The following is a 14,758-nucleotide window of genomic DNA, read 5'->3' as shown; positions in this document are numbered from 1 at the left end:
GTTCGCGTCAGCGGGACGGAGTCCTTGAAGCCCGCACTCTTTCGCTTTAGCGGCGCGGAGCGCTTTGCGTCAGCATGAGTGCGGGAGTATGTCACCTAGGCTGCGTAGACAGATTACGGACGTTTTACACAAGCAAACGACCAGGCTTGTCTCCACGCTCCACAGGCGAGGCGTGCAGACGGTTGTGATTGGGGACATCCGGGATATCCGGCGGTCGGCCCAGTACAACAAGGTAGCGAACCAGAAAATCCACCAAATGCTGTCGGGACAGGTGCGGCGGCTGCTCACCTACAAGGCAGAGAAGTTGGGGATGTGGGTGGTGTTGCAAGAGGAACGGTACACCTCGCAGAAGTGCCCGCGTTGCCACATGCTCCACAAGCCCAGGGGTAGGGAGTATCATTGCCGGGCTTGTGGCTTTCGGTTTCACCGCGACGGCGTAGGGTCGGTAAATCTGAGACGAAAGTATCTGGGGCAGTTTGATGTCCCAGTAGTTGGGGTGATGGCATCCCCCATCGGGTTGAGGTTTCGACCCCATACCCGGTGTAGCTCAGTAAGCAGGAGTCATTCTGCAACCTGAGAAAGAATCCCCCGGCTTCAGGCGGGGGAGAATGTCAAATAAGATGGTGGTGTATGATTTGAGCCGATGGCGGGCGATAAGAGGGGGAAGTCCTCATTCTGGGGTTAACTGCAGCTTCGTTGCCTGGCCGTCCTTGGGCTGCCGTTTCCAACACCTCAACCACGCCGAGCGCACCCATAGCATGAACGCTTCTGCTGCCCAACCCAACCCTGCTCACCTGGTCTTGATCTTCACCGATCAGATGGGTCGGCGCGGTGTTGTCCTGGACAACATTTACTACTCGGTAGGCCGGGCAGTGAACAACCACATTCGCCTTTACGACCCTTGCGTCTCTCGCAAGCATGCGTTGATCATCCGCATTCCCGATGAGAACCGGGTTGGATATGGCTATGTGGTGTTCGATGGCGGCTCTGGATCTGGCCGCAGCACCAACGGCCTATTCGTCAATGGGAAACGGGTTTTGTCCCATCGCCTTGAGTTGTTGGATAAGATAGGCTTTGGCCCGAATGTGACGGCAATTGTGGAGAGCACCGACCGCCTCACTCCCGAAACCCTGGCCGGTCTGTTAAAGCCTTTATCCCCCGGCGGCCACAGGGCCCTGCTGGGATCCCAGAAGAAAACCTCGGAAGAGATCCCGAAAAAAAACGGCGACTTTACCGCCGCCTGATTCCCTGCCCCGAATTCAGCAGATGATCGAGCTCTGATTGCTGTGCCCCCCATTCCACCTGCGCTGAGCGGCTACTGGCAAAATGCCTTTGACCTAGAAGACCATCTGGGATCCTTCCTGGGCCTTGGGGCTGCCGATCTGCGGGAGAAACTGCGGGCAGGGCAGCAGCAATTGGCGGAGTTGGGCCGGCGAGACTTTGGCTGGGATCGGGCAGATGCGTTTTATCGGGATCAGGTGGGATCCGCCTATTTGCTGGACTTGGCTGCTTGGCACCTGAGCAGCACCGACTACATCGGCGATACCTTACGCCTGGTTGCGGATCATGCCCGCGGGCTGGTGCTGGATTTTGGCGGCGGCATCGGCACCCATGCTATCGGGGCGGCCCTCTGCGCAGCGGTGGATCAGGTGATCTTCTGGGATATCAACTCCATCCATCGGCAGTTTGTGCAATGGCGGGCGGAAAAGCTGGGCTTAACCGAGCGCATCCACTGTCCAGAAAACTTCCCAGAAGAGATCTTTTTTGACACCGTCATCTGCTTCGATGTGGTGGAACATCTGGCGGATCCGGCAGCGCAGTTGCGGCAGTTTTACGACTGGCTCAAGCCGTCAGGTAAGCTTTTGATCAACTGGTACTTTTTCAAGGGGTTTAACGGCGAGTTTCCTTTTCATCTGGACGATCCGCAAAGGATTGAGGAGTTTTTCCAGGTTTTACAAAGCCACTTTTTAGAGATATTTCACCCCTACTTCATTACTGCTCGCTGCTACCGTAAGTGGAAGACCGATTCCTAAGATGACGCGCTATCTGCGGGTGTTGTGGCTGTTCTGGAGCACCTCAATTGCGGCGGAAATGGAGTACCGCGCCAATTTTTTCTTTGCCAGCCTCAGCAGTTTGGGTGGGTTGGGATCGGCTCTGTTTGGGCTGTCGTTGTTTTATCAGCAGGGGCATCGGCTGGGCGGTTGGAGTTGGCCGGAAGCGCTCATCGTGTTGGGGGTGTTCACCATTCTGCAGGGGGTGGCAGCCAGCGTCTTTAATGTCAATCTCAATCGCATTGTGCAGCAGGTGCAGGAAGGCACCTTGGATTTTGTTTTGCTGAAGCCGATCAGCAGCCAGTTTTGGCTGTCGGCCAGGGTGTTTTCCCCCTGGGGCTTGACGGATGTGGGTTTTGGCCTACTGCTCATTCTCCATGCCGGGATCCAGTTGGGCTTGCCCGGGTGGGCCTATGCGGTGGGGCTGTTGCCTCTGCTGCTGGGGCTGATCATCCTCTATAGCCTCTGGTTTATGTTGGGAGCCACCAGCATTTGGTTTGTGAAAATCTACAACGTGACCGAGGTGTTACGGGGCTTGGTAGAGGCAGGGCGGTTCCCGATGGTGGCTTATCCGGTGGCCTACCGCGTGTTTTTTACCTTCATCGTGCCGGTGGCTTTCTTGACCACCATCCCGGCGGAGACCTTGCTGGGGCGAGTCCAATGGCCGTGGCTGCTGGGATCCGGTCTGCTGGCGGCGGGGCTGTTGTGGGGATCCCATCTTTTCTGGCGCTTTGCCCTGCGCTTCTACACCAGCGCTTCCAGTTAAAGTCTGGTCCAAAACCCTTGGATCCCAGGCATCCGAGTTCTGGGGAGTTGAGTAATTTCTACAGACGCTCCCCATGCGCTGCCATCGCAGAGAACAACTGCCTTCTCCTTCACAAGGCAGAGGGGATCCCAGCCTGCAGCCGGGATCCGGGAGTTCTCTCGATGGACTGCAAAAAAAGGTTTCCACTATAGCGATCTGCAGCCACACATCCTGTGGTTTGGGGGGCGACTTGTCCTGTCAGTGATTTTGATGGTCTGTCGATCTTTTGAGGAGCATTTTCAATGCACAAACACCCGAGCTTTGTAGCAGCCTCTGTGGTAGCCGGTGGTTTTGCCCTGTTGGGCTGCGGCAGCAGCACTTCGTCTTCGATGATGCCTTTCCAAGCGGATTTGGTGGCTTTGAGCGGCGGCAATCGCCTCACTTTCATCCGCTCTGCCGATGCCTTTGTGCAGGGATCCCTGACGGTAACAGGAGTGAACGGCAACCTCATTGGTATCGATGTGCGCCCTGCCAACCGGCTGCTTTACGGGCTGACCGACACCAGCATCCTTTACACCATCAACTTGCAGACCGGTGTCGCTACCGTGGCCAGCACTCTGTCGGTTCCCTTCACCGCGGGCACGCTTTCTGGCATGGATTTCAACCCTGTTCCGGATCGGCTGCGCTTGGTGGGAGCCAATGGCCAGAACTTCCGCATCAATGTGGATACGGGCGAAGTGATCCAAGATAGACCTTTGGCCTTTGGCCCAATGGAACTACAGGGATCCCAGCCGGCCATCACCGCCGCCGCCTACACCAACAATGTGGCGGGTGCCCAATCCACGCGGCTGCTGAACATCGACGGGCAACGGAACCTGCTGGTGTTGCAGAATCCCCCCAACGATGGGGTTCAGGTGCCCATTGGCCCCCTGGGGGTGAACTTCGGCCCTGTGGGCGGGTTTGACATCCGTACTGCTGATGGGGTGGATACCGGCTTTGCCATCGGCGGCTCCACCTTGTATCGAATTGACCTCAACACCGGTCGTGCCACATCCCTGGGCACCCTGCCAGGTGGGCCGTTCTTTGGCTTGGCCGCCCTCTAGGAAAGCCGATTCCCATTTGCCTATCTAAATCAAGGTTAATCAACATTAATCAATGTTTTGGATTCATTGATTTGGAACCAATTGTTGGAATCGTTTTGAGATCGTTGCTGCTGTTGATCCTTGACCCGGCCCGATCCCAGCTCAGGATTGGGCCTTCTATCTCCCCTTAGCTCGGGGTTGACCTCCGCCTATGCAGACGATAAATTATGAGAGCCGCTGCCCTGCTTGGATTACTCTGGGCGATGCTTGTGCCTCTGCAGTTTCTTTCTCTTTTCCATCCCGTTTCCTCTTCCCGCTCATGAAGATCGAGGGCGACAAAGCTGAGGGATCCCTGCAGGAAAAAACCGATGCAGAGGTGTTTGCAGCCCTAAAAGCAGGCCGGTCACAAGCTCTGGCCATTCTCTACGACCGACATGCCGGCTTGGTGTACGGAATTGCCTGCAAAATGCTGGGCAACACTGCCGAAGCCGAAGATCTCACCCAAGATATTTTTTTGAACTTGGCCCGTTCTGCCTTCGATCCCAGGCGGGGATCCCTGCGCACCTACCTGAGCATCTTGGCTCGCTCTCGCTGTTTGGATCGGCTGCGCTCTTGGCGGAATCGACAGCGCTCCCTGGAACAGGGCAGAGTGGAATTGCAGGGTAGTCCTGCTGCGGATCCCACCTTGGAGCAGTTGGCTCAAGCGGAACGGGTGACCGAGGTGCAAACGGCCTTGGCCGAGTTGTCCGAAAGTCAACGGCAAGTCTTAAAGATGGCCTATTACGAAGGCATGAGCCAAACGGAAATTGCCAAGCAACTGGATCTGCCTTTGGGAACGGTCAAAGCCAGAGCTCGGCGGGCTCTGCTGCGGCTGCGCGAGTTGTTGGGAGGCCCCTCATGAAAGCCGAATCTGTGTCTCCCGAAGAACTGCAACTGTGGCTGGCAGGCTATGTGCTGGGGGATCTCTCCCCGGAAGAGGCCGACCGGCTGGAGGCATTGCTCAAGCTGCGCCCGGAGCTGCACCGAGAACTGCAGGCTTTGCAACAGGCATTGGAGACAGCCTACGGTATAGAGGAAAAGCAACCTCCCCCCGCCCTGCGGGCTTCTCTGTTGCAGGCGCAGGCAGCCCAACCGATGCACACCCCCACCTGGGTTGCCAAGGGATCCCGTCTCTGGCAGCGGGGCTTGGGGGCAGTGGCCGCAGGCTTGATCGTCGCTTTGGGGCTGGGGAACCTCTACCTGTGGCGCAGGCTGCAGCTAGCCCAGACTCAAGGGATCCCTGCCGAGGTGTTGACTTATGAGTTGCAGCCGACTGCGGAGAACCTGGCCGGCTCGGTCAAGCTTGAGGTGGATCCCCAGCGCTTGCAAGGGCGATTGGTGGCCCAAGGTTTGCCGCCTTTGCCGGAAGGCCGGGTCTATGCCCTGTGGGTGGTGCTGGAACCGGAGGCGCCCTTTACCACCGATAGGGCGGGGGCCGTTCTCGTGGCAGCTTTTCCGGTGGATGAAACAGGAAATCGCCAACAGGAGCTGCGCCTACCGCCGGTGTTTGAATCTACAGAATGGGTGCGGGCTGTGGCCATTACCGAAGAGGATGGCAATCGTCCCCAAGAGCACGAAGGATCCCCCTTGTGGATTTCCGGCTAGGGAAAGCATCGGCAGGCCCATGGATTGGCGTGGCCTGATGGCGTAAATAGGCGATTATTATGCAGATTGATATCCACCCAGTCTTGTGACCCAGACAGAAAACCTTAAGATAAAAGTCGCCACCCGGCGAAGAACTCGGAGGCTACCCCATGGGCGAAGCAAAGCGCCGTAAAACCCGCATCAGCCAAGATCCCGACCAAGAGCTGGTGTTTCCCAACCTCAAAGACATTCCCCTCACCAAAGGGCAAGCTCGCGCGATCTACAATTGGACAACCCGTGGTGCTTGGGCAGGCATTATTCTGCTGGCGATTGTTTGGGTGGTGATCCGATTTGTGGGGCCTGCCTTGGGCTGGTGGCATCTGGTCGGCTGAGCCTGTCGGATCCCCTTTAGCATCCTTTGGAGTTTCCGTCTATGCGCTCTTATCTGGCAGCCGCCATTCAAATGACCAGCATTCCCGATCTGGCCAGCAACTTGCAGCAGGCGGAAGAGTGGATCGACTTTGCGGCGCGCCAGGGGTGCGAGCTGGTGACGCTACCGGAAAACTTTGCCTTCATGGGGCCGGAAGCCGAGAAAGCCCGCCTTGCCCCCGAGATTGCGGAGCGGGCTGAGGAGTTTCTGAGCAAGATGGCCCAGCGCTACCAGGTATTTATTTTGGGAGGAGGGTATCCTGTGCCGGATGGGCAGGGCAAAGTTTACAACACCGCCGCCCTCTACAGCCCTGACGGCAAAGAGCTGGCCCGCTATCGCAAAATTCACCTGTTCGATGTGAATTTGCCCGATGGCAATACCTACCGCGAGTCGAACACGGTGGTCAGCGGAGATGAGGTGGTCACCTGCGAGCAAGAGCAACTGGGGAACCTCGGTTTGTCGGTTTGCTACGACGTACGCTTTCCAGAGCTGTACCGATCCCTGGTGGATCGCGGAGCCCAGATTTTGCTCATCCCTGCCGCCTTCACGGCCTACACGGGTCGGGATCACTGGCAGGTTTTGCTGCAATGCCGGGCCATTGAGAACACCTGTTACGTGATAGCCCCCGCCCAGGTGGGCACCCACTACGAGCGGCGACAGTGTCACGGCCATGCCATGATCGTGGACCCCTGGGGGACTATCTTGGCGGATGCGGGTGGCGAAAAACCGGGGGTGGCCATTGCTGAAATTAACCCAGAGCGTTTCCAGTTGGTCAGGCGGCAGATGCCTTCCCTACAACACCGTCGGCTGGCCTGCACCGTCACCCGCTAGGGATCCGCTATGCCATCCCCTTGGCCTGCGCTGATTCTCTACAGCAAGCCCGGCTGCCACCTGTGCGAAGGCTTGGCCGATAAGTTGCGGCAAATCCCTGAGATCACCCTGTTGGAAATCCGCGACATCACCTCCAACCCGAGTTGGTGGGAGCAATACCAACTGAAAGTTCCCGTGCTCACCCTGGCAGGGGATCCCGAGCGACCTTTGCCACGTCCTTCCCCTCGGCTGACGGTGAGCCAGTTGCGGGCTTGGCTTGAGAAACAGCTCCGTTGAATTTCTCCTGCTGCTGCCGGAGCTTTCTCTGCCATGCCTATGGAGAGAGCAGCGATTCGCTGCGGGCGGTGTAGCCGGCTTGACGCAGGGCTTCAACGGCGGCTTGGGCATTGTTAACCCAAAATTGGGATCCCATTCTCACCCAAAGGGTATGGGGATGGGCGGTGATGGCAGCCACGACAGGAATGCGATTTTCTTCTTTGGTTTCCGAGCGTTGGCGGGCGATCAAGGTTTGTAAACGATATCGATCCTCCAGTGTCCCGGCAGAGTCGAGAGGGATCTCCACCGTTACCCAGCTAACAGATTCAATCGGTTGTAAATCTTCCACAATCAGTTGCACCTGTTCATCCCGCTGATCCACTTTGGCCCAGACCCACAGCCGTTGATCCACCTCCAGGCGACCTCGCAAACGTTCGTAGGTTTTGGGAAAGATCACCGCTTCACAACTGCCGGTGAGATCTTCCAGTTGCAAAATGGCCATGCGATCCCCTTTCTTGGTTGTCACACTTTTCATGGCAGTCACCAAGGCGAGAACACCCACAGAGGCATCGGCTGCACAGCCGCCCAGGTCAGCTAGGTTGACGGGGGCCAGTAGCCGCGCTTGTTCCTGAATGCGACGCAGCGGATGATCCGAGACATAAAACCCCAACAGTTCCCGTTCCAGCCTCAACTTTTCCTGGGGTGGAAAATCCTCGGTAACCGGCCCACGCGGAGCTTCCACAAATCCATTGCCGGCGCTGCTATTGCTCCCCAGTAGATCGAACAAGCTGGCTTGGCCGATGGCTTTGGACTTGGCTCGCTGCGCTGCCCAACTGAGGATGGGATCCAAATCGGCAATTAGTTGTTTACGATTTCCAGAAATACAATCAAAAGCGCCCGCACAAATCAGGGCCTCCAGGGCACGACGGTTAACAATACGCAGATCCACCCGCTCACAGAAATCGGCCAGAGAGGTAAAGGGGCCACCAGCTTGACGGGCGGCAAGAATGTTTTGAATGGCACCTTCCCCCACATTCTTCACGGCTCCCAGGCCAAACAAAATGCTGGATCCCTGGGGAGTAAAGTCCATTCCAGAACGGTTGATATCCGGTGGCTGAATTTGGATCCCAATTGACAGGCAATAGGTGATGTAGCGCTGTACCTTGTCCTGATCCCCCCCCACAGAAGAGAGCAAGGCTGCCATATATTCGGTTGGGTAATTGGCCTTGAGGTAAGCTGTTTGAAAAGTAATCAACCCATAGGCAGTAGAATGCGATTTATTGAAGCAATACTCGGCAAAAGCAACCATTTGATCAAACAATTCTGTGGCAACTTCTTGGCTTACACCCCGCTTGGCTGCCCCCTGCACAAATTGCTCGCGGTGTTTCTCCATCTCGGAGACTTTCTTTTTCCCCATCGCTCGCCGCAGCAGATCGGCTTGGCCTAAGGTGTATCCGGCCATGTCTTGGGCAATGCGCATGATCTGTTCCTGGTAGAGGATGGCTCCGTAGGTATCCTGAAGAATGGGCTTGAGGAGTTCGTGGGCATAGGTTACCGGTTTGCGACCGTGCTTGCGATCGATAAAGTCGGGGATCATTCCCGTATCCAATGGGCCTGGCCGGTACAAGGCCAATACTGAAGAAATATCTTCCAGGTTGGAAGGTTTGAGCTCCCGCACCACCTGCTTCATGCCAGAAGATTCCAGTTGGAAGATCCCTTCCAGCTCTCCCTTTTCCAAAAGCTGGTAGGTTTTCTTGTCGTCTAGGGGTAGGTTATCCAGATCTATATTGACGCCATTGTGTTCTCGGATCAGTTCCACTGCCCGCTGAATCATCGTCAGGTTGCGCAGACCCAAAAAGTCCATCTTCAGCAAGCCCAAAGACTCGATATCTTCCATCGAGTACTGGGTGATAATTTGGCCTTCATTGTTGTACTGCAGAGGCACGATCTCATCTAAGGGATCCTTAGCAATCACCACACCGGCAGCGTGAACCCCGAAGGTTTTGTTGGTGCCCTCCAACAAACGTGCCAGCTCGATCCAGCGGTGGGTGGTTGGGTCTTTCTCGTATTTTTCTTTGAACTCTGGAGCGGGAGTATCCTCGCCAATCATCTCTTCCAATTTTGCGGGCTTGCCTCGGGATACCGGGATCAATTTCGCCATTTTGTCGGCTTCTGAGTAGGGAATGTCTAAGACTCGACCGACATCTTTGAGAATGGCTTTAGAGGTCATGCGGTTAAAGGTGATGATCTGGGCGACTCGCTCTTGGCCGTATTTGCGGGTCACATAGTCGATCAGCTCTCCCCGCCGCTCGATGCAAAAATCCGTATCGATATCCGGCATCGATTGACGTTCTGGATTGAGAAATCGCTCAAACAGTAGGCCGTATTTAACCGGGTCAATGTTGGTAATTTGTAGGGCATAGGCCACCAGGGATCCTGCTGCCGAGCCTCGCCCCGGCCCCACCGGGATCCCCTGCTCGCGGGCATAGCGAACGTAGTCCCAGACCACCAGGAAATAGCTGGAGAAGCCCTTTTGTTGGATGATGTTCAGCTCAAAGCGCAGGCGCTCCTGGTAGTTTTGGGGGATCTGATCCGGCTGAGCAACACCGCAGCGCTTCGCCAGCCCCTGCCAGGCCAATTCTGTGAGATAGCTATCGGCAGAATGGCCCGGTGGAACCGGGTAGTCGGGCATGCGCATTTCCCCAAATAGGTCATAGCCCTCGATCTTTTCCAGCACCTTCAGGGTGTTGGCGATGGCCTCGTCAATCACCTCCTGTTCCAAATGGTCACGGCAGAGACGGCGCATCTCTTCTGGGCTTTTCAGGTATTCGGTTCCGGTGTAGCGAAGGCGATTTTTTTCAGTAAGGGATTTGCCTGTTTGAATGCAGAGCAGCGCATCGTGGGCCTCTACATCCCAGCAGGAAATAAAATGGCTATCGTTGGTGAGGATGATCGGGATCCCCAATTCGCGGGCGATGCGCACCAACTGCACATTGACAAAGCGATCTTCTTGATAACCGTGATCCTGAATCTCGATGTAATAATCATCCCCAAACTGCTCTTGGTACCAAGCGGCAACTTCACGGGCAATTTCTGGCCGCCGCTGCAAAATAGCTTGAGGCACTTCTCCTGCCAAGCAGCCGCTGGTGACGATCAGCCCTTCTTTGTATTGCACCAAATACTCTTTGTTGATGCAGGGGCGAGAGAAAATCCCTTTCCCTTGAATGCCATGTAGATGGGAAATGGTGGTTAGCTTCACTAAGTTTTTGTAGCCCTGGGTATTTTTGGCCAGAACCACTTGGTGATACTTGGGGTACTTGCGGCTTTTGTCGCGGATATCGCCGTTGATTACATACATTTCATTGCCGATGATTGGAGTAATCCCTTTGCTTTTACACAGTTTCACCAGCTCTAACGCCCCATACATGACACCGTGATCCGTCAGGGCCAGCCCCGGCAAACCCATAGCCACCACCTGCTCGATCAGACGCGGCAATTGGCTGGCGCCATCCAAGAGGCTGTATTCGCTGTGGAGATGCAAAGGAACAAAAGACATGGCAACGCTATGGATAGTGGGATCCCTTTAACCTTAACTCAGCGTGTCCATTTCTCGACTGCTTGCAGATGCCGCTACAGTAAAGTCAGCTGATGTTTTTTCCCTTTTCTTGAATCTATGGATGCTCCCATTCGCCTCACCCAGTACTCCCACGGTGGCGGCTGCGGCTGTAAAATTGCCCCGGCCCTGCTGCAACAAATTCTCAGGGATGTACCCCTGCTCTCCCCAAATCCGGCTTTGTTGGTGGGAGCTGAAACCAGCGATGATGCGGCTGTCTATCAACTAAACGACCACCAAGCCCTAATTTTGACCACCGACTTCTTCATGCCGATTGTGGATGAGCCGGTGGATTTTGGTCGGATCGCGGCGACCAATGCCCTTTCCGATGTCTACGCGATGGGGGGCACTCCCATTCTGGCTTTGGCGGTTTTGGGCATGCCGGTCAATACCCTGCCGATGCAGGCCATCCAAGGGATCATGGCCGGAGGGATCCAGGTTTGCCAAGAAGCCGGGATCCCTTTGGCAGGGGGGCACTCCATCGATTCGCCGGAGCCCATCTTCGGCTTGGTGGCAGCAGGTTTGGCCCATCCACACCACATTCGCCGCAATGCCACGGCCCAAGCCGGGGACGATCTGATCCTGACCAAGCCGCTGGGGATCGGGGTGATGACCACCGCTCTGAAAAAGGGTCAGCTCAGTGCGGCAGGCTACGCGGAAGTTTTGCAGGTGATGACCCAGCTGAATCGCATCGGCTCGCAACTGGCTCGGCGACCGCAAGTTCACGCCATGACGGATGTAACAGGGTTTGGCCTGGTGGGACACTTGCTGGAAGTCTGTCGCGGCTCGGGAGTGGGGGCCAGTTTGGATCTGGCTTCCATTCCGTTTTTGGCAGAAGCGCTCTCGCTGGCAGAGGCGGGGATCTTTCCAGGGGCGGCTCGTCGCAATTGGCAGGGCTATGAGGGGGTACAGGCAGAATCCCTGCCCGAGTGGCAGCAACTGCTGCTGGCAGATCCCCAAACCAGCGGGGGCTTGCTGGTGGCGGTGGATCCCGGCTACACCTCAGACCTCTTGCAAGAGCTGCACAGTGCCGGCTACCCCTACGCCCGTCGCATTGGCCGATGCCAAGCTGGAGACACCAGAATCCATGTTACCGGCAAGATCAGCCTCAGCCCAGCGGCAGCCTGAAGAAGACCCTCTGGCAATACTCACCATGCAAAGTCTCATGCAAAGTCTCGATAGAGGGCTCAGTATGAAGATTGCGTCAAGCAGCTCTGAGAAAGTTAAAGATACCATGTAAGGCAAGGGAAGGTTAGGATATCCTGAGATCTATGAGCGAGCTTCCCCCCAGCCGTAGTCTGGTTCAGCGAGTTGAGCCTGGCCAGCTGATTCGAACCCTCAGCAGTGGGCAATTGCTGATGGTGGATCCCCAGCGGCACAACGCCCTGATCATCTGCAAGACGTTTCATGCTGAGTTTGCCGGGCCGGGTGCTGCTGTTGGGGGGCCATTGGATGTGGAGTCCGGCGGCGTTGTCCCCATTGGGGATGTGGTTTTGCTGCATCCGCAAGACCACCAAGAGCGGCAAAATGCCTATGCCAAGCGGCTGCACTGGATGCGTTGGCTGCAGCAAATCACCGACAATCCTTTGCCGGCGCAACGGGCGCGGATTTTGCTCTTCAGCCTAGAGGAGTTCTTCTCTGCGGATTTGGTCAGCCAATTGCCCGATGACATTTTGGCGCGGCTGGTGGGGGTGCTGCCCCAGACGATTGCTGCGGTGCGGATGGAGATGATGGCCCGCTATAGCCCCAGCTATTCCTTGGCAGGCTGAGCTTGTCTTGGACTGGGGAAGGGACTCGTCCTGCCAGCATGAATCGGTGACACCTTGCAGCCCTCTCTGCAACTGGAACAAGACACGATCAGCTACACTGCTGGCATTTGGTTCAACTGGACTCGACTGGAATCTCTGCCTTATGCAGTGGTGGAAACGGCTTCGCCGCAATCGATGGGCCCAAGCAGGAGCCTACATTCTTCTTGTTTTCTACGCCTGCGCCATTTTTGCCGAGTTCGTTGCCCCCTACAGCCCACTGGAATCTCAACCGGGGGGATCCCTTCTGCCGCCCACCGCCATTCACTTTTGGGATGAATCGGGCGCTTGGATTGGGCCCCACGTTTATCCAACCCGCCAGGGGCCAGTGGATCTGGAAACGGGAGAACGCCCGCTCTTGGTGGATACCAGCCGTCCAGCCGGGATCCGCTTGTTTGTGGCCGGTACTCCCTACCGTTGGTTGGGGTTGATCCCCTCCAATCGGCATCTGTTCGGCACCGTCCCGCTGCGGCCTGTTGCAGAAGCAGGACAAGTGGGATCGCAAATCGGCGAAGAGCCACCTGTGGCACGGCTGCACCTGCTGGGCACCGATGATCAAGGTCGGGACTATTTCAGTCGCTTGGTCTATGGCGGGCGCGTCAGCCTGTTTATCGGCTTGGTGGGCATTGGCATCTCTTTCCCCATTGGTCTGCTGGTGGGGGCCATATCCGGCTACCTTGGGGGCTGGGTGGATACGCTCCTGATGCGCTTGGCAGAGGTGTTGATGTCGATTCCGACGCTGTATCTGCTGGTGTCGCTGGCAGCGGTGTTGCAGGTAAATCCGCTGACCGGGGTGCCTTTCAGCAATGCCGAGCGCTTTTTGGTGATTGTGGTGATCCTCTCTTTTGTCGGTTGGGCGGGCCTAGCCAGGGTGATTCGCGGGCAGGTGCTGTCCTTGCGAGAGCGGGACTTTGTGCAGGCAGCGCGGGTGGCCGGGGCGGGATCCCTGTACCTGCTGGTGCGCCATATTTTGCCCCAGACAGCCACTTATGTGGTGATCTCGGCAACCTTGGCGGTGCCCGGCTACATTGCGGCAGAGTCGGTGCTGAGCCTCATCGGGTTGGGGATCCAACAGCCGGATGCCTCTTGGGGCAACATGCTCTCGCTGGCCACCAACGCTTCGGTGATCATCCTACAGCCCTGGCTGGTGCTGGCCCCCACTTTGATGGTGGTGCTGACCTCTCTATCCTTTAACCTGCTGGGGGATGGTTTGCGGGACGCCCTCGATCCTCGGGAAGGGTGAGCTGCTTCCCCATTGCGCCGAGTGAGGGGAATGGAGTGGCCTGCAAATCACCGCTTTCCGTCGGGATAGAGCCGGTTTAGACCCTTGCGAGCCTTAGCATGGACATCCAGGGTGGCATCCATTTTCAGGATCTGCCGGTAAACTTGCTCGGCACGAGCCACTTCCCCTTCCTGTTCCAACTTTTCTCCTAGCTTGAGCAAGTTTTGGGCTGAGAGATCTGCCCAAGGATTCTGTTCGGCTGTTGGCTCCTGCAGTTGCCGCAGCTCTTCTAGGCGCTCTTGCACCATCGGTCGTAACAGCCAAGAGTCATCCAGATCCAAAACCTCTCGGTAGTAGCGCTGGGCCTCTTTAAAGTTCTTTTGCTCGTCGTAGGCTTCCGCCAGTTGTAGCGCCAGTTCCGCTGTGGGCTGATCCTTAAACTGGCGATGCAGTTGGTTCAGTCGCCGCACAAAGGGGGATCCCTGCTGCGGGTTTTTCAAATCCGGGGCGTGCTGAACCGGCAGATAGTCGTCCCTCTTCGCCGATGGTTGAGGGGAAGGGGCAGGCTCTGCAGCTTGAGGTCGAAGGGGCGCTTGGCGGCTGATGCTTTTGGGATCGATGGGGGTGGGCTTGTAAACCCAAATTGGCTGATCCGGAGGAGATGCGGGTGGGGTTGGGCGTGGGATCGGCTGCGGCAAGGGAATGGTCTTGCGATCCGGCGGTTCAGGAGATGGCTGCTTCAGCTCCTCAAGGGTGCTGGGAGGTTTGGGGGCTTGAAATTGAATCGCTTTGGGAGTCTCCCTGCGCTCTTGGGCCAATTCTCGGTACAGAGCGGCCAATTGCAGGTACCCCGCTTCTTCATAGGCGGTGGCCAGCCAACGGGCATTCTCTGGGCTGGGATCCGCACGATAAGCCCGCCGGAGCAACTGCAAAGCAGTGCCGTAGTTGCGCTCTCGAATGGCTGCCCGTCCCAAACTCGCTGAGCTGACCCCGATGGTATCGCTGGCCATAGTCCCCCATCTGTCTTGGCGCCGACAATAGAGCTAAGAGTCAAGGCTGAGCTGCTGATAATTCAGGTTTTCCAAGCCAGCCACGTGGGTT

Annotated in this window: 15 protein-coding genes; 13 read left to right on the top strand and 2 right to left on the bottom strand. The window is 56.8% G+C overall.

Going from position 1 to position 14,758, the window contains the following annotated elements:
- Window positions 1–88: 88 nt before the first annotated feature.
- The 10 genes from ACVWZ1_RS08745 (at window position 89) to ACVWZ1_RS08700 (ending at window position 7,038) form a co-directional block, all read left to right on the top strand.
- On the top strand, window positions 89–577 hold the full coding sequence (locus ACVWZ1_RS08745; protein ID WP_457467338.1) for an RNA-guided endonuclease TnpB family protein: 489 nt from the start codon (window positions 89–91) through the stop codon (window positions 575–577).
- A gap of 31 nt (window positions 578–608) precedes the next feature.
- Window positions 609–1,244 carry an FHA domain-containing protein gene (locus ACVWZ1_RS08740; protein WP_457503147.1) on the top strand — a complete coding sequence of 212 codons (636 nt, stop codon included), beginning with the start codon at window positions 609–611 and terminating at the stop codon, window positions 1,242–1,244.
- Window positions 1,245–1,286: 42 nt separating this feature from the next.
- Complete coding sequence (locus ACVWZ1_RS08735) at window positions 1,287–2,033, top strand: class I SAM-dependent methyltransferase (RefSeq protein ID WP_457467336.1); 747 nt, start codon at window positions 1,287–1,289, stop codon at window positions 2,031–2,033.
- 1 nt (window position 2,034) lies between these two features.
- A complete protein-coding gene (locus ACVWZ1_RS08730) occupies window positions 2,035–2,817 on the top strand; it encodes an ABC transporter permease (RefSeq protein WP_457467335.1) in 783 nt (260 codons plus the stop codon).
- Between the two features lie 281 nt (window positions 2,818–3,098).
- Window positions 3,099–3,899: a DUF4394 domain-containing protein gene (locus ACVWZ1_RS08725; protein WP_414341748.1), complete on the top strand. Its 801-nt coding sequence runs from the start codon at window positions 3,099–3,101 to the stop codon at window positions 3,897–3,899.
- 298 nt (window positions 3,900–4,197) lie between these two features.
- Window positions 4,198–4,779 (top strand): sigma-70 family RNA polymerase sigma factor, encoded by a 582-nt coding sequence (locus tag ACVWZ1_RS08720; RefSeq protein ID WP_457467334.1) that lies wholly within the window; start codon window positions 4,198–4,200, stop codon window positions 4,777–4,779.
- On the top strand, window positions 4,776–5,522 hold the full coding sequence (locus tag ACVWZ1_RS08715) for an anti-sigma factor domain-containing protein (protein ID WP_414522818.1): 747 nt from the start codon (window positions 4,776–4,778) through the stop codon (window positions 5,520–5,522). The genes ACVWZ1_RS08720 and ACVWZ1_RS08715 overlap by 4 nt, the downstream gene beginning before the upstream one ends.
- A gap of 149 nt (window positions 5,523–5,671) precedes the next feature.
- Window positions 5,672–5,893 (top strand): DUF2839 domain-containing protein, encoded by a 222-nt coding sequence (locus tag ACVWZ1_RS08710; protein ID WP_011432808.1) that lies wholly within the window; start codon window positions 5,672–5,674, stop codon window positions 5,891–5,893.
- Between the two features lie 41 nt (window positions 5,894–5,934).
- Window positions 5,935–6,762: a carbon-nitrogen hydrolase family protein gene (locus ACVWZ1_RS08705; RefSeq protein WP_457467333.1), complete on the top strand. Its 828-nt coding sequence runs from the start codon at window positions 5,935–5,937 to the stop codon at window positions 6,760–6,762.
- A gap of 9 nt (window positions 6,763–6,771) precedes the next feature.
- Window positions 6,772–7,038 (top strand): glutaredoxin family protein, encoded by a 267-nt coding sequence (locus ACVWZ1_RS08700; protein WP_414522819.1) that lies wholly within the window; start codon window positions 6,772–6,774, stop codon window positions 7,036–7,038.
- A 37-nt stretch (window positions 7,039–7,075) separates the two neighbouring features.
- Here the strand turns inward: ACVWZ1_RS08700 and ACVWZ1_RS08695 are convergent, their stop codons facing one another.
- A complete protein-coding gene (locus ACVWZ1_RS08695) occupies window positions 7,076–10,573 on the bottom strand; it encodes a DNA polymerase III subunit alpha (protein WP_457467332.1) in 3,498 nt (1,165 codons plus the stop codon).
- A gap of 117 nt (window positions 10,574–10,690) precedes the next feature.
- On the opposite strand from ACVWZ1_RS08695, the gene selD reads away from it, so the two are divergent.
- From selD to ACVWZ1_RS08680, 3 genes are all read left to right on the top strand, one after another.
- Window positions 10,691–11,758: a selenide, water dikinase SelD gene (selD, locus tag ACVWZ1_RS08690; RefSeq protein ID WP_414329229.1), complete on the top strand. Its 1,068-nt coding sequence runs from the start codon at window positions 10,691–10,693 to the stop codon at window positions 11,756–11,758.
- A 143-nt stretch (window positions 11,759–11,901) separates the two neighbouring features.
- Window positions 11,902–12,399, top strand: coding sequence for a hypothetical protein (locus tag ACVWZ1_RS08685; RefSeq protein WP_457503146.1), 498 nt, complete (start codon window positions 11,902–11,904; stop codon window positions 12,397–12,399).
- 142 nt (window positions 12,400–12,541) lie between these two features.
- Window positions 12,542–13,678 (top strand): ABC transporter permease, encoded by a 1,137-nt coding sequence (locus tag ACVWZ1_RS08680; protein WP_457503145.1) that lies wholly within the window; start codon window positions 12,542–12,544, stop codon window positions 13,676–13,678.
- Window positions 13,679–13,725: 47 nt separating this feature from the next.
- Here ACVWZ1_RS08680 and ACVWZ1_RS08675 read toward each other — a convergent pair whose 3' ends face one another.
- Window positions 13,726–14,667: a hypothetical protein gene (locus ACVWZ1_RS08675; protein ID WP_414373965.1), complete on the bottom strand. Its 942-nt coding sequence runs from the start codon at window positions 14,665–14,667 to the stop codon at window positions 13,726–13,728.
- Window positions 14,668–14,758: the final 91 nt, after the last annotated feature.

The organism is Thermostichus sp. MS-CIW-25 (assembly GCF_054060015.1).
Note: the sequence above shows the minus strand (reverse complement) of the source record. Positions and strands in the feature narration are given on the sequence as shown.